This is a genomic window from Arthrobacter gallicola, assembly GCF_014836775.1.
GTDB lineage: Bacteria > Actinomycetota > Actinomycetes > Actinomycetales > Micrococcaceae > Arthrobacter_B > Arthrobacter_B gallicola.
This window is the reverse complement of the sequence record NZ_JACSQD010000002.1, coordinates 417267-432221: the sequence shown is the minus strand read 5'-3', so window position 1 is coordinate 432221 and position 14955 is coordinate 417267. Positions and strand designations below refer to the sequence as shown.

Annotated in this window: 12 protein-coding genes; 5 read left to right on the top strand and 7 right to left on the bottom strand. The window is 67.4% G+C overall.

Annotated elements, in window-relative coordinates:
- Positions 1-5: 5 nt before the first annotated feature.
- Together H9639_RS06380 and H9639_RS06375 are read right to left on the bottom strand one after the other, a co-directional pair.
- Entirely contained in the window at positions 6-1115 is a 1110-nt protein-coding gene (locus tag H9639_RS06380) for a glycerate kinase (RefSeq protein WP_191807267.1), read from the bottom strand.
- A gap of 64 nt (positions 1116-1179) precedes the next feature.
- Entirely contained in the window at positions 1180-1992 is an 813-nt protein-coding gene (locus H9639_RS06375; protein WP_318242006.1) for a glycerophosphodiester phosphodiesterase family protein, read from the bottom strand.
- 231 nt (positions 1993-2223) lie between these two features.
- Here H9639_RS06375 and H9639_RS06370 point away from each other — a divergent pair, with 231 nt between their 5' ends.
- Genes H9639_RS06370 through H9639_RS06360 form a run of 3 tightly spaced genes read left to right on the top strand, consistent with a single transcriptional unit; the run spans position 2224 to position 6729 of the window.
- Positions 2224-4659, top strand: a complete 2436-nt coding sequence (locus H9639_RS06370) for a bifunctional lysylphosphatidylglycerol flippase/synthetase MprF (RefSeq protein ID WP_318242005.1) — start codon at positions 2224-2226, stop codon at positions 4657-4659.
- Between the two features lie 13 nt (positions 4660-4672).
- Entirely contained in the window at positions 4673-5968 is a 1296-nt protein-coding gene (locus H9639_RS06365) for an alpha/beta hydrolase (RefSeq protein WP_191807265.1), read from the top strand.
- Positions 5965-6729 (top strand): phosphatase PAP2 family protein, encoded by a 765-nt coding sequence (locus H9639_RS06360; protein ID WP_191807264.1) that lies wholly within the window; start codon positions 5965-5967, stop codon positions 6727-6729. The genes H9639_RS06365 and H9639_RS06360 overlap by 4 nt, the downstream gene beginning before the upstream one ends.
- Here the strand turns inward: H9639_RS06360 and H9639_RS06355 are convergent.
- The 3 genes from H9639_RS06355 to H9639_RS06345 all read right to left on the bottom strand — a co-directional run bounded on the left by H9639_RS06355 (position 6726) and on the right by H9639_RS06345 (position 9352).
- Positions 6726-7529, bottom strand: coding sequence for an HAD family hydrolase (locus tag H9639_RS06355; protein WP_191807263.1), 804 nt, complete (start codon positions 7527-7529; stop codon positions 6726-6728). The genes H9639_RS06360 and H9639_RS06355 overlap by 4 nt on opposite strands.
- Before the next feature lie 83 nt (positions 7530-7612).
- Entirely contained in the window at positions 7613-8527 is a 915-nt protein-coding gene (locus H9639_RS06350) for a carbohydrate kinase family protein (protein ID WP_191807262.1), read from the bottom strand.
- A 33-nt stretch (positions 8528-8560) separates the two neighbouring features.
- Entirely contained in the window at positions 8561-9352 is a 792-nt protein-coding gene (locus tag H9639_RS06345) for an alpha/beta hydrolase family protein (RefSeq protein WP_191807261.1), read from the bottom strand.
- Between the two features lie 220 nt (positions 9353-9572).
- Between H9639_RS06345 and H9639_RS06340 the strand changes: the two genes are divergently transcribed.
- Both H9639_RS06340 and H9639_RS06335 read left to right on the top strand, forming a co-directional pair.
- The gene (locus H9639_RS06340) at positions 9573-10679 is read left to right on the top strand and encodes a GTP pyrophosphokinase (protein WP_191807436.1); all 1107 of its coding nucleotides are present in this window, start codon (positions 9573-9575) and stop codon (positions 10677-10679) included.
- A gap of 173 nt (positions 10680-10852) precedes the next feature.
- Complete coding sequence (locus tag H9639_RS06335; protein WP_191807260.1) at positions 10853-11854, top strand: SDR family NAD(P)-dependent oxidoreductase; 1002 nt, start codon at positions 10853-10855, stop codon at positions 11852-11854.
- 76 nt (positions 11855-11930) lie between these two features.
- On the opposite strand, the gene H9639_RS06330 is transcribed toward H9639_RS06335, so the two are convergent.
- Both H9639_RS06330 and H9639_RS06325 read right to left on the bottom strand, forming a co-directional pair.
- Positions 11931-12398: an SRPBCC family protein gene (locus H9639_RS06330; RefSeq protein ID WP_191807259.1), complete on the bottom strand. Its 468-nt coding sequence runs from the start codon at positions 12396-12398 to the stop codon at positions 11931-11933.
- 64 nt (positions 12399-12462) lie between these two features.
- Entirely contained in the window at positions 12463-14952 is a 2490-nt protein-coding gene (locus H9639_RS06325) for a phosphoketolase family protein (RefSeq protein WP_191807258.1), read from the bottom strand.
- Between the last annotated feature and the right edge of the window lie 3 nt (positions 14953-14955).

The window sequence follows — 14955 nt, the reverse complement described above, 5'->3', positions numbered from 1 at the left end:
CTGGTTCAGGCCCCTTCGAGGGCCGCACGGGTGGCCCGGGCGAGGTAATAGTCTGCCCGGGCCATTGCGTCTTCCGGGCTCGGTGCCAGGTCCAGCAGGCTGACGGCAGCCTCCACCCCGTATTCCGCCAAATCCTTGGGGTCCAGAGTGATCCTCCCGGCAATCAGCACCACGGGGATCCCGGCACTGGCCGCCAAGCGGGCAACTTCCAGGGGAGCCTTGCCGAACCGGGACTGGTCATCCAGTGATCCTTCGCCGGTCAGGACCAGGTCCGCGCCGGCCAGCGCGGGAATCAGCCCCACCAGGTCCGCGATAAGACCGAATCCGGGTTCCAGCACGGCGCCCGTGAAGGCCAGAAACGCTGCCGGAAATCCGCCGGCTGCACCGGCGCCGGGAATATCGACGTCGACGCCGGTGGCTTCCTTCAGCAGCCGGGCCCAGTTCTCCAGCGCCTCGTCGAGCAGCAGCCGGGCGGAGCTGTCGGCCCCCTTTTGCCCGCCGAAAACCTGCGCAGCGCCGTCGGATCCGGTCAGCGGGTTGGTGACATCGGCGGCGATCCGGATGCTGATGTCCGCCAGCCGCGGGTCCAGGCCGGATCCGTCGACGGCGGCGGCGAGGGCCAGTCCGGCTCCTCCGGGCGGCACGGGGCTGCCGTCCGCCGCCAGGATCTGCAGTCCCAGCGCCTGGAGCGCACCGGCACCGCCGTCGGTCATGGCTGATCCGCCGATGCCGAGGATGATCTCGCTGGCGCCGGCGTCAAGGGCCGCGCTGATGAGCTGGCCGGCGCCGTAACTCGAAGCGGCCAGGGAGGACTGCACGGTGGGTTCCACCAGCATCAGCCCGGAGGAGCGAGCGGTCTCGATGACCGCCGTCGTACCGTCCAAGGCCCATACGGCCGTGATGTCCCGGCCCATCGGTCCCCGGACGCGGCTGGTCTGTTCCACCGCCCCGGCGGCCAGCGCCGCCTCAAGGGTTCCCTCGCCTCCGTCCGCGACGGGCAGCCGGGTGACTTCGGCGTCCGGATACACCGCCAGTACACCCTGGGCCATGGCTGCTGCGGCTTCGTCGGCACTGAGGCTGCCTTTGAACTTATCCGGGGCTATGAGGACGCGCATGGGTTCCATCCTGCCAGCGTTTCCGTGGCCGGGACAGCGGGACACCAGGCGCGCCGGGGAGCCCTCAGTCCGCCGGGCCCTGCGGCCAGGAACCACGGGCGTGAAGCGCCGCTGCCAGCTCATCGGCGCGGTCGGAGACCAGTCCGTCGACGCCGAGATCCAGCAGGGACTCCATCAGTTCCTTCTGGTTGACGGTCCAGACGTGCACCTGGATGCCGGCGCGGTGGCAGCGCCGCAGGAATGCCGGAGTCACCACCGGAAGCGTCCGGAAACGCAGCGGAACCTGGACGCACTGGAACCGTCCCGCCCGGGCCACCATGCGGCCCAGTCCGAGAGGAGAAAGCAGCAGCAGTGCGGTGGCGAAGGATCCGGCGGAGCTGGCCGCGGGCCGGCTCAGCTTCCGCAGGCAGCGCAGCCGGCGCCGGTCGGAGAACGAGGTGACCAGGACCCTGTCATGGGCCTGGTGCTTTTCGATCAGCGCTGCGAGCGCCTCGGCTCCGGCTGTGTCTTTGATGTCCACATTCAGGCGCATCCAGGGCCAGCGGACCAGCAGCTCCTCGAACGTTGGAATGGGCTCGGTTCCCCCCACCCGGACGTCCTGCAGCTCCCGCAGGCTTCTGCTGGCGATGGGGCCGCTGGCGTCCGTCACCCGGTCCAGTGTCTCGTCGTGGAAGGCCATCAGGACACCATCGCTGGTGGTCCGGACATCTGTCTCCAAGTAGCCGAATCCCAGTTCCGCGGCAGCTTTGAAGGCAAACATGGTGTTTTCCAGCCCCGCCGGAGAGAAGCCGCGGTGGGACAGGCCAAGCGGGCCGGGCGCGGAGCCCGGCGCTGGGGGAACGTAGTACGGCAATGAGTTCGGCACGGCAGGGTTCACAGGGTGTACTTTATCCTCAGCGCGCGGCAGCTGCGGGGGCCCGGCACCGGTCCACCGTGCCGGGAGCGCCACTACAATGGCGGCACGGGCGGGAGCCTGCGGCGCAGCAGCCAGGGAGGTGGCCGAATGCAGCACAGAGTCCCTGCCTGGCACCGGGGCCGGCGGTTAGTGCGGTGGCCGGCGGACGCGCTGCGGAGAAGCGTACGCCGGGCGCCGGTAACGCTCTGTTTCGTGGTTTTGTTCTGGGTGCTCGGCCTCCTGACCGCGACCATCGCGTCGGGTCCGGAGGAACCGCTGCTGGACTGGGTCAGCGTCTCCTCCGAGTCCCTGCCGGAATACTGGCCCTCGCTGCTCCTTTCCGCTTTGTGGGCCAACGGCCTGCCCGGCTATATCAGCGGAACCGTCCTGGCGCTGGTAATGGGAGCCGCCGCAGAAAAAATCCTGGGGAGCAGGCGGTTCCTCGCGGCAGCCCTCTGCACCCAGGTCTCAGGTGCCCTGCTCGCCACCGGCTTCGCTGCCGTCTCGGGCTTCTTCTTCGGCGACTGGGGCCGGGAACTGACAGCGGAGTCATTTGTGGGGCCGGTGGCCTTCCTGTGCGGAGCGGCGGCAGCAGCCAGCGCAGGCCTCGAAACCCTCTGGCGCCGGCGGCTGCGCCTGCTCCTCTTCACCCTGCTGGTACTGCTGGCCCTGTATTCGGGTTCCTTCCAGGACGTTATGGCCCTTGGCGCCGCAGTGACGGGGGGATTCTGCGGTCCGCTGCTGTTCCACCGCCGCCCCCGGCTGCGGTGGAAGATCGCCTCCACGCGCCGGGAGGCCCGGGTGCTGGTGGCTCTGGCGGTGCTGGCCTCCGCTGTTGGTCCTGTCCTGGCCGCCCTAAACGCCCACGCCGTGGGCCCGCTGTCCGTGCTGCGCTACCTCTTCACCTATGTGGAGACAACCAACCCCCAGGATCTGGCCGAGCTGTGCGCCGACGCCGGACGCCGGGTCGAGTGCAGTGCCGCCCGCTTTGAGCTTCATGCCGGTCCGGCAGGGTTTTTCCTGGCCATCCTGCCGCAGGTGCTGCTGCTGGTTTTTTCGGACGGACTGCGCCGGGGCCGCCGCTTCGCCTGGGTGGCCGCCCTGATCCTGCAGGCGGGCCTCACGGTGGCGGCCGGTTTCCGGATCTACCGGTTCCTGACCGGAAATCCTGCCGGAGAACGGTACGAGTTTGGCGAGGTGGAACAACCGCTGGCCCTGGTACTGCCCATGCTGGTTCCGGTGGCTGTCATTGTGCTGCTGGCGGCCACCGGGAGGCTGTTTACGGTTTCGGCTCCCTCCGGCACCTACCGCAGGCTCACGGTGCGCGTTGCTCTTTCCGCGGTGGTGCTTGCGGCCTGCTATGTCGCCGGCGGCTATGTGGTCCGCACCGGTTTCACTCCGGAAGCGACGGCGCAGGCTCTGCTGGCGGACCTGCCGCAACGGTTCCTCCCTGTGCTGGAACTGAGGAACCACTCGCCCTCCCTCCTTCCCCAGACGCTTCCGGCAGCCATTTTGTATGAGGGAGTGGGTGTTCTCTTTTGGGCCCTCACCTGTGTTCTGCTCATACGCTCCTTCCTCCTCCCGGCGCCGGAGCAGCACCCCGAGGACGTGGACCGCGCCCGCGCTCTGCTGACCAGCCAGGGCGGCGGCACACTGTCCTGGATGACCTTGTGGGCCGGGAACTCCTACTGGTTCGCCCCGACCGGGAACTCCTACATCGCCTACCGGGAAGGGTTTGGCGTGGCACTGACAGTCGGCGATCCGGTGGGCCCGGAAGCTGAACGCCGGGAAGCCATCCTGGGGTTCCTGGCATTCTGCGGTGACCAGGGCACAACCCCCTGCTTTTATTCGGTGGGTGCAGGAACGGAGGGCATTACCTCCGGTCAGGGGTTCGCCAGTCTTCAGGTCGCTGAAGAAACTGTCCTGGAACTCGGCTCATTGGCCTTCAAGGGCAAGAAGTTCCAGGACCTGCGCACGGCACTGAACCGGGCGGAAAAATCCGGCGTCCATGCGGAATGGACCACGCTCGGCACCGCACCCCTGTCCGTGATCGACCAGATCCATGTCATTTCCGAAGAGTGGGTGGCAGACAAGCACATGCCGGAGATGGGATTTACCCTCGGCGGGCTGGAGGAAATGGAGGATCCCGGGGTCCGGTTGCTGGTTGCCATCGATGAGGACCGGACCGTCCACGGCGTAACGTCCTGGCTGCCCGTCTATCAGGACGGCCGCATCCGCGGCTGGACGCTGGACTTTATGCGGCGGCGCAGCCGCGGATTTCCTGCGGCCATGGACTTCCTGATCGCTTCGGCCGCCCTGTCCCTGCAGGAAGAGGGGTACAGGTTCCTCAGCCTTTCCGGCGCACCGCTGGCGCGGGCCAGGGACAGCGCCGGGCGGGAGGAGAACCCTCCGGCGATGGACTGGCTCCTGGACCGCCTCGGCACGGCCCTGGAACCGGTCTACGGGTTCCGGTCCCTTCTGGCGTTCAAAGCCAAATTCGCGCCGCGCTACATTCCGCTGTACATGGCCTATCCGGACGCTGCTGCTCTGCCGGCGATTGGAAACTCGCTCAGCCGCGCCTACCTGCCCCACGTCTCCGTGGGCCAGGGGCTGAGCATGGCCCGCCGAATCGTCGGCACCCCGCGGTGAAGGACCGGTTCCGATGAATGTCCCCCTGACCACCGGCGCCGTGCCGATCGCAGCGCTGTGCTTGGGGGCGCTGTCAGTCATCTGGCTCTGCTGGGGGCCCAGACGCCACCTCACCCGGGTTGTTCCCCTGGCGGCGCTGACCGCAGCGGCTTTCACCCTGGTGCTGTTCTTCCTGGCTGAGTATGCGTTTCACTGGTGGAACGCGGCACTGCCGCGCTATCTGTACTTATATTCCTTCCTGGCCATATTTGCTGAGTTCCTGGCGGTCCGGCGGTTTCTGACCGCCAGCGGACTTGTCCGGCGGGCACTTCCCGTCCTGGCCGGGGCCCTCGTCCTTGCGGCGCTCTTCTCCGCGGTTAACACGGCCTTTGGCCAATACCCAACCCTTTCCGCGTTTTTCGCGCAGCCCTGGACATCCAGCGGGCCTCTGCCCACCCGCACCCCGCCGGAGCCGGTTCCCCCTCCGGTCAACGAAACGTCCTGGCAGCCGCCGCCGGACATGCCGCACACGGGAAGTGTCTTCTCCGTCACCATCCCGGAATCGGGATCCGGGTATCCGTCCAACCCCGCCCTGGTCTACCTGCCACCCGCGTACCTTGCCTCTCCTCCGGCGCAGAACCTTCCCGTGCTGGTCCTGCTCCACGGGCAGCCGGGTGCCCCTTCGGACTGGTTCACCGCAGGGCAGCTCACCCAGGTCATGGATGATTTCGCTGCGGCGCACAACGGACTGGCGCCCGTCGTCGTTGTGCCGGATCTCTCGGCCGCCGGGGCCGCCAACTGGCCGCTGTGCCTGGACTCAAACGCGGGCCGGTCTGCGACGTACCTGTCCGTGGACCTTCCGGCCTGGGTCAGGGAAAACCTCGCCTCGGGACTCACCGATGCCCGGCAGTGGGCTGTTGCCGGGTACTCCTATGGGGGAACCTGTTCGCTGCAGCTGGCGGTCAACTTTCCGCAGGTCTATCCCACGTTCCTGGATATCGCAGGGGAGAGCGAACCCACTGTGCCGGACGGTCGCGGGGCCCTGATCAAGACCTACTTCGGCGGTGACGCTTCGGCGTTCGCCGCGCAGAACCCCCTGGACCTGCTCAAGGAGGGTCGTTTCCCCGACAGTGCCGGAATCGTGGTGGTGGGGCGGGACGACTCGCTCTACGCACCCCAGGGGCAGCAGGTGTTCGACGCCGCGCAAGCCGCCGGGATGGACGTCCAGCTCCAGGAACTCGACGGCGGGCACTCCTGGACGGTCTGGAAGGCAGGGTTGGTCAACAACCTCGACTGGCTGGGCCGGCGCCTTGGCATACTAGGACAATGATCGAGGCCGCCCGCCGCCAGCTGGAGCACTTGCTCGCCGCAGTGACCGGCGTGCTGGGCCGTCACGGAGCCCTCGTCCTGACCCTGGCAGCCGGCCTGGTTCCAGCCCTGCTCCTCACCCTGGCTGCTGCCGGCGTTTACGACGCTGTGGTGGAAGAGGACGGTGTGGCCGGCCTGGACCAGCCCGTGCTTGAAGCGGCTTTGGCCGTCCGCAGCCCCGCACTGGACAGTGCGGTCACGTGGTTGACGAACCTGGGCGGCACGGTGGGCCTGCCGCTGATCGCCGGTGCCGCGGTCCTGGCCCTGTGCTGGTGGAAACGCAGCTGGACCCCGCTGCTGCTGGTGGCAACGGCCGCCGCGGGCTCCCTGCTGCTCACCGTGGCAGGAAAGTCGATTGTGGGCAGGCACCGGCCGGCTCTGGAAGACGCCGTGCCGCCGTACGAATATTCAGCGTCATTCCCGAGCGGGCATTCGCTGAACTCCCTGGCGGTTATCGGCACCCTGGCGTATCTCCTGGTGCTGTACCTGCACTCCCGCTGGGTGCGGACCGCCGTTCTAGCCGGGGCCGCCGTTTTTATTGCCGCGGTGGGGTTAAGCCGGGTCTACCTGGGCCATCACTGGCTCACGGATGTGCTGGTCGCATGGACCCTCGGCCTGGCGTGGCTGGCCATCATCATCACCGTCCACCAGCTGCTTCACCGGCGGAACACCGCTGCAGACGGCGGGTCCGGACCGGCGGCGGATGAAGCCGGCAGGAATTAGAGCTCCCGGAGCAGGTCCTCCAGCACCTGCGCCACGCCGTCTTCGGCGAAGGACGGCGCGACGGCGGACGCTGCGGCCCGCACCTGCGGATGGCCGGATGCCATGGCGTACCCGCGGCCGGCCCAGCACAGCATCCGCAGGTCATTCGGCATATCGCCGAACGCCACTACCTCGGCCGGTCTGATCCCGAGCGAACCGGCGTATTCGGCGAGGGTCACTACCTTGTCCAGTCCCGGGGCGGACATCTCCAGCAGCGGGACCGAGGGTGCCGAGTGCGTGGTGGACACCAGATGGGCAACCGCAGGCTGGACAGCCGCCAGGAACTCATCCGGATGGACGTTATCCACCCGGGCCAAAAACTTCACCACGCGCGCATCAGCACCGAGGGACTGTTTCAAGGGCGCCGGAGTGACTTCTCCCAGCAGGTCAGCACCGCCGGATTCCAGGAAGCCCGGTTCCAGGTGGAAACCCTCCACCGTTTCGGCCGCGAAACTGACGGCGGGATAGAGGCTGCGGATAATGCCGGCAGCCTGGAACATACCCTCCAGCCCCAGCGGCCGGGACCAGGTGACTTCGCCGGCCAGCAGATCGTAGAGGATAGCCCCGTTGGAGCAGATGACGGTTCCGGTGTGGCCAATCTGCTCCCGCAGCGGATTCAACCAGCGCGGCGGACGTCCCGTGACGAAAACGACTTCAATTCCGGCGTCCATGCATTTACGGAACGCGTTGACCGTCCGGTCACTGATCCGGTTGTCCGGCCCCAGAATGGTCCCGTCCAGGTCACTTGCCACCAGCCGCATGTCCCGCCCTTTCGTCGGCTTCCAGACTAGCCCGGCCGGCGTGTTTATGCCCCGGGCAGCCCGCCGCCCGCAGCCAGCCGGTGCTAGCGAAGTTCGGAACGGTAGGGCGGGTCGGCTCCAGGACGCGAGACAGTGATCGCAGCGGCGCGGGCAGCGTAGGCAAGGATCGCTTCCAGGTCTCCGACGCCGATCTTCCGCAGTTCCGGCCGGCGGGCACCGCCGTCGAAGTTCCGGTCCATCAACCCGGCCAGCAGCGCCGACATAAAGGAATCCCCCGCACCGACGGTGTCTGCAACGCTCACGGTCACGGCGGGGACCTCGCAGGCTCCGCAGGCAGCCACGGCCCAGGGTCCCCGGGACCCGCGGGTCACGACGACGATTCCCGGGCCCATTCCCAGCCACCGCCGTGCGGAGGACTCCGCCGGTTCATCGGGGTAGAGCCAGGCGAGATCCTCCTCCGAGGCCTTAACGACGTCGGCCAGGCGGACGAACTTCTCCGCCTGGTCCCGGGCGTAGGACACATCGGTGATGATGGTGGGGCGGCAGTTCGGGTCATAAGTGATTGTGGCCTGGGGATGTGCGCGTTCGACGGCGGTCAGGACCTCATCCGAACCGGGCGAGAGCATGGTCGCGATGGATCCCGTGTGCAGCACCGTGGTGCCCTCCAGCAGCCGGGGCAAGGCATCCGCCAGTCCCGGCAGCGTCCACTCAAGGTCGAAGGTATACCGTGCGCCGCCGGCGGGATCCAGGGTGGCGGTCGCAACGCTGGTTGGCCGGTCATCCGCGGGGAAGGCGTTCAGGACTGAGTTTTCCTTGAGATGCTCGGAAATCAGCAGCCCGTAGGCATCAGCGCCGAACCGGCCCACAAACTGGACCGGGCGGCCCAGGCGGGCCACGCCAACGGCAACATTCATGGGGCTCCCGCCAGGATGGGACCTGCGGGGTGCAGTATCGCTGAGGACTTCGTCGACCAGGGCTTCGCCAATGACTGTGAGCACGCCCTCAACCTACCGACCGGACAGGGCGCGGCGCTACCCGGCGGCAGCTTGGGCTGCGTCAGCCAGCGCCTGGAGGACGCCGTTCCAGGCCGGTGTGCCGGGAGTGATCAGGCCGTAGTGATCACCGGGAACCAGGCGCAGCTCCGCCGCGCCGCCCGCTGCCACAGCCGCCGCCGTGTAGGACTCCGCCAGCTCCAGCGGCACATCCGCGTCCTGGTCTCCGTGCAGGACGAAAACCGGAGCAGCCGCGGGGACCTGCAGAGTTGGATCGGCCAGCCGGTACCGGTCCGGGTCCTCGTCCGGGCGGGCGCCGAGAAAGTCACTGACAGCGCCGCCGCTTAATCCCAGGTCGTGGGCGCGGCGCAGATCCAGCACGCCGGATTGGCTGACGACGGCGGCCAGCGGTACCCGGGCGCGCGGGCTGCGGCTGGCCGGGCCGCCGGTTCCCGTGCAGCGGTCCCCCGCCGCCCACACCGCGAGGTGGCCGCCGGCGGAGTGGCCCAGTGCAATAACCGGGGGCGGGATTTTCCCCTGGGGGTCCTGGAGAGCCTTCAGTTCTGCCAACGCATCAATGCCGGCGGCGACGTCCTGGAAGGTTTCCGGCCAGCCGCCGCCGCTACCCGCCCGGCGGTATTCCAGGTTGACCACCGCCCAGCCGCGGGCGGCGAGGTCCGCCGCTGCCGGGCGGCCCAGGTCCAGGGTGTACCCGGAGCGCCAGTACCCGCCATGGATAATCACCACGGTTCCCCGGGCCCGCTGCCCGGGCGGGAGCGTAAGCTCGCCGAACTGGTCCGGATGATCCCCGTACTGAAACCGTTCCGGCATGGCTCCCCCTGTTTCTGGCGCGGGCAGGCGCCGGATCTTGCCCGGTCCCACCTCCGGACCGTGCCGGCCCCGCGGCAGGCATCGGACCGGCGCGCAACTGGGCCGGCGCGCAACTGGGCCGCCGTCGTCCTAATCTGGAGATGAGCCTATCCGCAGGACGCGGAGGTCCGCCCGCGCCGTCACCGGCGTGGCCTAGGCTGGCAGAAACGGCGAAAGGACAATCGTGAGCGCGTGGGACACCCTGGATGACCGGCTGCGGCCGATAGTCCAGGCCAGTACGGATGAATATGCCCGGGTCCGCCCGGCGCTGGAGTCCGTGACGGCGGAGATGGAAGCCAGCCTGCGGGCAGTTTTCGCGGACAGCCCGGTCAAGCCGCTGTTCATCGCCTCCCGGACCAAAACCGTGGAGTCCTTCCGGGACAAGGCTTCCCGGACACTCCCGGCCGAAGATGCCAGCGAAGTCCCTACCCTCCTGTTCCCTGACCCACTGCGGAACCTGACGGACCTGGTGGGTGTCCGTGTGATCATGACCCTGCCGCACGAGGTTGATGAAGCCGCGAACCTGATCAAGCGGCAGCGTGCCGAGTTCGACTGCCGCGGCGACCGGGAGAAGGACATCGGGTCGATCGAATCCGGCACCTACGGTTATTCCAGCCGGCACCTGATTCTGCGCACCATCCAGAATGAGACGGTGCGGGAGTTCCACCGGCTGCTGGAACCCACGCAGAAGCCCAACGGCAGCTACCTCTTCGAGGTGCAGATCCGCACCGTGCTGGCCCATGCCTGGTCTGAAATCGAACACGACATCCGGTTCAAGGCCGGCGACCCGCGGGCGTGGAGCCCGTATTTCGACCGGCAGTTCATTGCCACCGCGGCCATGCTGGAGACGGTGGAGAACGAGTTTGCTGAGCTCCACGAGCGGTATGAAACGGTCACCGGTTTCTGGGACGAGGACGGTGAGGGCAGTGCACCGCTGACCCCGAACCGGATCCGCGATATCTGGATGACCCTGCTGCCCCACGTCAACCGCAAGGCCGGCGACGACTGGGGGTGGGCAGCGGAGCTGCTGGCCGCCCACGGGCTGAAGACCACCATGGACTTGGCCGGTCTGCTGCAGGCGGACGCCATCACCCGGGTGCGCGAAGCCCTGGACCACCGCTACTCGCCCGGGCCCGACCGGCTGCTCGATGACCTGCTGCTCTGGCGGTTCGGCAAGGCGCACATCGATCTCACCGCCGAGCCGGAGGACGCTCCGGTCAAACCGCGGCGCGAATCCCTGGGCCGGCGCTACCGGCAGATGCAGCTCTATCGGGCGCGGGAGAACTGACCCTTGTTTCTGCTGCCGATTGGGGACATCGCTCCGGCCCGCGGCGGCAGCGATGGCCCGAACCGGAGCGAACCGGCCCGGGTCGACAATCTGACCCGATCCTTGGATTGACGTGTAAGTTCGAGGTCAAACGGCCTGGCACCTGCGGCCGCCCTTCAGCGAGAGGAACGTCCATGGCAGCTTCCAAACCCCTGACCGCACGGAACACCATCGAGGAGTGGCTGGCCCACCCGGAAGGCGGCCCGATCCTGCGCGGTTTCCTGGCGCAGAGCGGCAGCGACGAAGCCGCTCTCGGCCCGGCGCGGAGCCTGAAACTGCAGCAGCTGGTGGACCTCAGCCAGGGCCAGATGCCGCAGGCTGCGGTCGATGAGCTGGTGAAGCAGGCCAACGGCGGGGTGATGCCCGAGCTGGAAGAGACGGTCCTGCCGGCCGTCGAAGGCCGGTTCGAGGGACGCACCGTCATTGTGACCGGTGCCGGCGCCGGCATCGGCCGTGCCACGGCAGCCCGCATCGCCCGGGAAGGCGGCCGCGTGATTGCGGTGGATATTGCCGAAGAGCGGGTTAAGGAACTGGCCGTGGAGCTGGGCGAAGCCATTGTTCCCGTGTCCGCGGACCTCACCGATCTGGACGCTGTGGACCGGATCATCGCCGCGGCCGGCGGGTCCATCGATGCCCTGGCGAACGTGGCCGGAATCAACGATGATTTCAGCCCGCTGCACGAGGTTTCCGATGCCATGTGGCAGAAGGTCTTCGCGGTTAATGTCGACGGCCTCGTCCGTCTGACCCGCGCGGTCCTGCCGCCCATGCTGGCGGCCGGCCGCGGGTCGATCGTCAATGTCACCTCAGAGGCCGGCCTGCGCGGCTCCTCCTCCGGTGTGGCCTATACCGCGTCGAAGCACGCCGTTGTGGGCATCACCCGCAGCGCCGCATTTATGTATGCCAAGGAAGGCATACGTGTGAACGCTGTTGCTCCGGGCGGTGTGGCCACCGGTATTCCCATGGGCGGGACAGTCTCGGAGTACGGCGAAGCCCGCCTGGGCCCGGCCCGCAGCAACGTCCCGAGCATCGCCTCAGCCGAGGATCTCGCTGCCTCGATCACCTTCCTGCTCAGCGACGACGGCGTGAACATCAACGGCGCAATCCTGCCCTCCGACGGCGGCTGGTCCGCGGTCTAAGCACAGCTCCCGAACAACGGCGGCGGCCGGCTCCCTTTCCTGCGAAGGGAACCGGCCGCCGTCGTGCTTTATGAAACTAGGAGCCGGACACTGCAGCCGCCAACTTATTCAGCGACTCCTCCAGCTCATCCTTGCTGATCATCGGGAAGGACACCTTCTTCAAGGTCTCCTTATCGGTGACCTTGCTCCAGTCGTAGGTGAGCGTGACTTCGGTGGACTCCGGACCCAGTGCGTCCAGCTCCCACATCCATTCCCAGCCCGCCGGCTCCGTGCCGGCCACGGCGGTCTGCCAGGCCAGGAGCTTGTTGGGGTCGAAGCCGGTCACATGGTTGTCCGTCTTGTAGTCGCCCATTTTCTGGTTGTGCATGTTCATGGTGAACACATCACCCACCTTGGCGATGCGGTCGGTTTTCTCATCCGAAATCACCATGCCGGCGCCATCCAGTTCGGGATGCCGTTCGGGGTTGGAGAGCAGGTGGAAAAGATCCCCTGCTGCGGCGTCGATAACGCGGGAAACGGAAATGGTTGACTGCTCGGTGGACATATTTCTCCTTCGTGTAGACGGATCATGCCATCCCCGCACGGGCGGTTGCCCGGCGCGGGAAATCTTAGTCAGCGGTGGACCGCTGTGCCTCTTCGAGGGTCCAGCCGCTGATAAAGGGCGGGTCCTGGCCCTCGTCGCGGGTGTACTGGCGGCAGCGTTCCCGCTCGTCCTGGAGCCACTGCCGGAAACCGGCCTGCGTGGATCCGAGCGACGGTACGCGGTCCAGCACGTCGATGGCCAATTGGAACCGGTCAATCTGGTTCAGCATGGCCATGTCGAACGGCGTGGTGGTGGTGCCCTCTTCCTTGTAGCCGCGCACGTGCAGGTTGCCGTGGTTGGTGCGCCGGTAGGTCAGCCGGTGGATCAGCCACGGATAGCCGTGGTAGGCGAAAATGACCGGCCTGTCCTGGGTGAACAGGGTGTCGAAATCCCGGTCGGAGAGTCCGTGCGGATGCTCGGCGGAGTCCTGCAGGCGCATCAGGTCCACCACGTTGACCACGCGGATCCGCAGCTCGGGCAGCTGCTCCTTAAGCAGGGCAGCCGCGGCCACGGTTTCCAGGGTGGGGACGTCGCCTGCACAGCCCATAACGACGTCGGGATCAGGTTTCGCGCCCGGCCCGGTGTCTTCGCTGCCGGCAAAGTCCCACACCCCGATGCCGCGCTTGACGTGCAGTTTTGCTTCCTCCGGGGCCAGCCAGACCGGGGCCGGCTGCTTTCCGGAGATCACCACGTTCACCCGGTTCCGGGTACCGAGGATGTGCTGGGCGACGGCCAGCAGGGTATTGGCGTCCGGCGGCAGGTACACCCGGATGACGTCAGCTTTTTTGTTGACCACGTGGTCGATGAAGCCGGGGTCCTGGTGCGAAAAACCGTTGTGGTCCTGTTGCCAGACGTGGCTGGAGAGCAGGTAGTTCAACGAGGCGATGGGCTGGCGCCAGGACAGTTCCCGGCTGACCTTGAGCCACTTGGCGTGCTGGTTGAACATGGAGTCGACAATGTGGACGAAGGCTTCGTAGCAGTTGAAGACGCCGTGCCGGCCGGTCAGCAGGTAGCCCTCCAGCCAGCCTTCACAGAGGTGTTCGCTGAGCACTTCCATCACCCGGCCGCTGCGGGCCAGGTGCTCGTCCACCGCCTCGATCCGCTGCTGCCAGACCTTGTCCGTAACGCCGTAAACCTCCTGCAGCCGGTTCGACGCCGTTTCGTCCGGCCCGAAGATGCGGAAGTTTTCCGGGTTTAGCCGGATAATTTCCGCCAGGTAGCGGCCCAGGTTCAGCATCGGACTGACCCGCTCGCTGCCGGGCTGAGCGGTTTCGACGGCGAAGTCGGCGTAGGCGGGCAGCCGGAGGTCGCGCAGCAGGTGCCCGCCGTTGGCGTACGGGGTGGCACTCATCCGTGCATCCCCGGCGGGTGCCAGGCCGGCAATTTCCTGGCGGAGCCGCCCCGCGCCGTCGAACAGTTCCTCGGGCCGGTAGGACTGCAGCCACTCTTCAAGCTGCGCGAGGTGCTCCGGGTTCTCGTGGACTTCGGAGAGCGGCACCTGGTGGGCCCGCCAGGTACCCTCAACCTGCTTGCCGTCCACGGTCTGCGGCCCGGTCCAGCCCTTCGGGGAGCGGAAAACAATCATCGGCCAGCGCGGAGCGTGCTCCTGGGCGCGTTCATGGGTGGCGGCGGCCTGCGGAGCGTCCGCGGGGACGGCCAGTTTGCTCCCCGTCCGGTAGGGCTCCTGGATGGCGCGGATCTCGGCGAGGCAGGTGCCCAGCGCAGCGGCGAAGTCCTCATGCGCGGCCATGACCGCGGCTGGATCCTCCACCGTCACCACGTGCGGGTGGAAGCCGTAGCCTTCCAGGAGTTTGAGCAGCTGCGCTTCGGGCATCCGCGCCAGAACCGTGGGGTTGGCGATTTTGTAGCCGTTCAGATGCAGAATCGGGAGGACCGCGCCGTCAACGGCCGGGTCCAGGAAGCTGTTCGAATGCCAGCTGGCGGCGAGCGGGCCGGTTTCGGCCTCGCCGTCGCCGATCACGGTGGCGGCGATCAGGTCCGGATTGTCGAACACGGCGCCGTAGGCGTGGGCCAGCGAGTAGCCCAGTTCTCCGCCTTCATGGATGGACCCCGGCGTCTCCGGAGCAGCGTGGCTGGGGACGCCGCCGGGGTAGGAGAACTGCTTAAACAGGGTGCGCAGCCCCTCCTCGTCCAGGCCCACGTGACTGTAGATCTCCGAGTAGGTGCCCTCCAGCCAGGCGTTCGCGACGTTGGCCGGGCCGCCGTGGCCGGGTCCGGTGATGAACAGGAACTGCTGGCCGGATTCGTTGATCAGCCGGTTGAGGTGGGCATAGATGAAGTTCAGGCCCGGTGTGGTTCCCCAGTGGCCCAGCAGCCGGGCCTTGACGTCAGCCGGTTCCAGCGGGCGGCGCAGCAGCGGATTGTCCCGCAGATAAATCTGTCCGGCAGAGAGGTAGTTCGCAGCCCTCCACCACGCATCAACCCCGTCCAGTTCGGGTTCGAGTGGCACGGCGGTGCCGGGCAGACGCGATTGGGGTGTTTGGGTGTCGGTCATCTT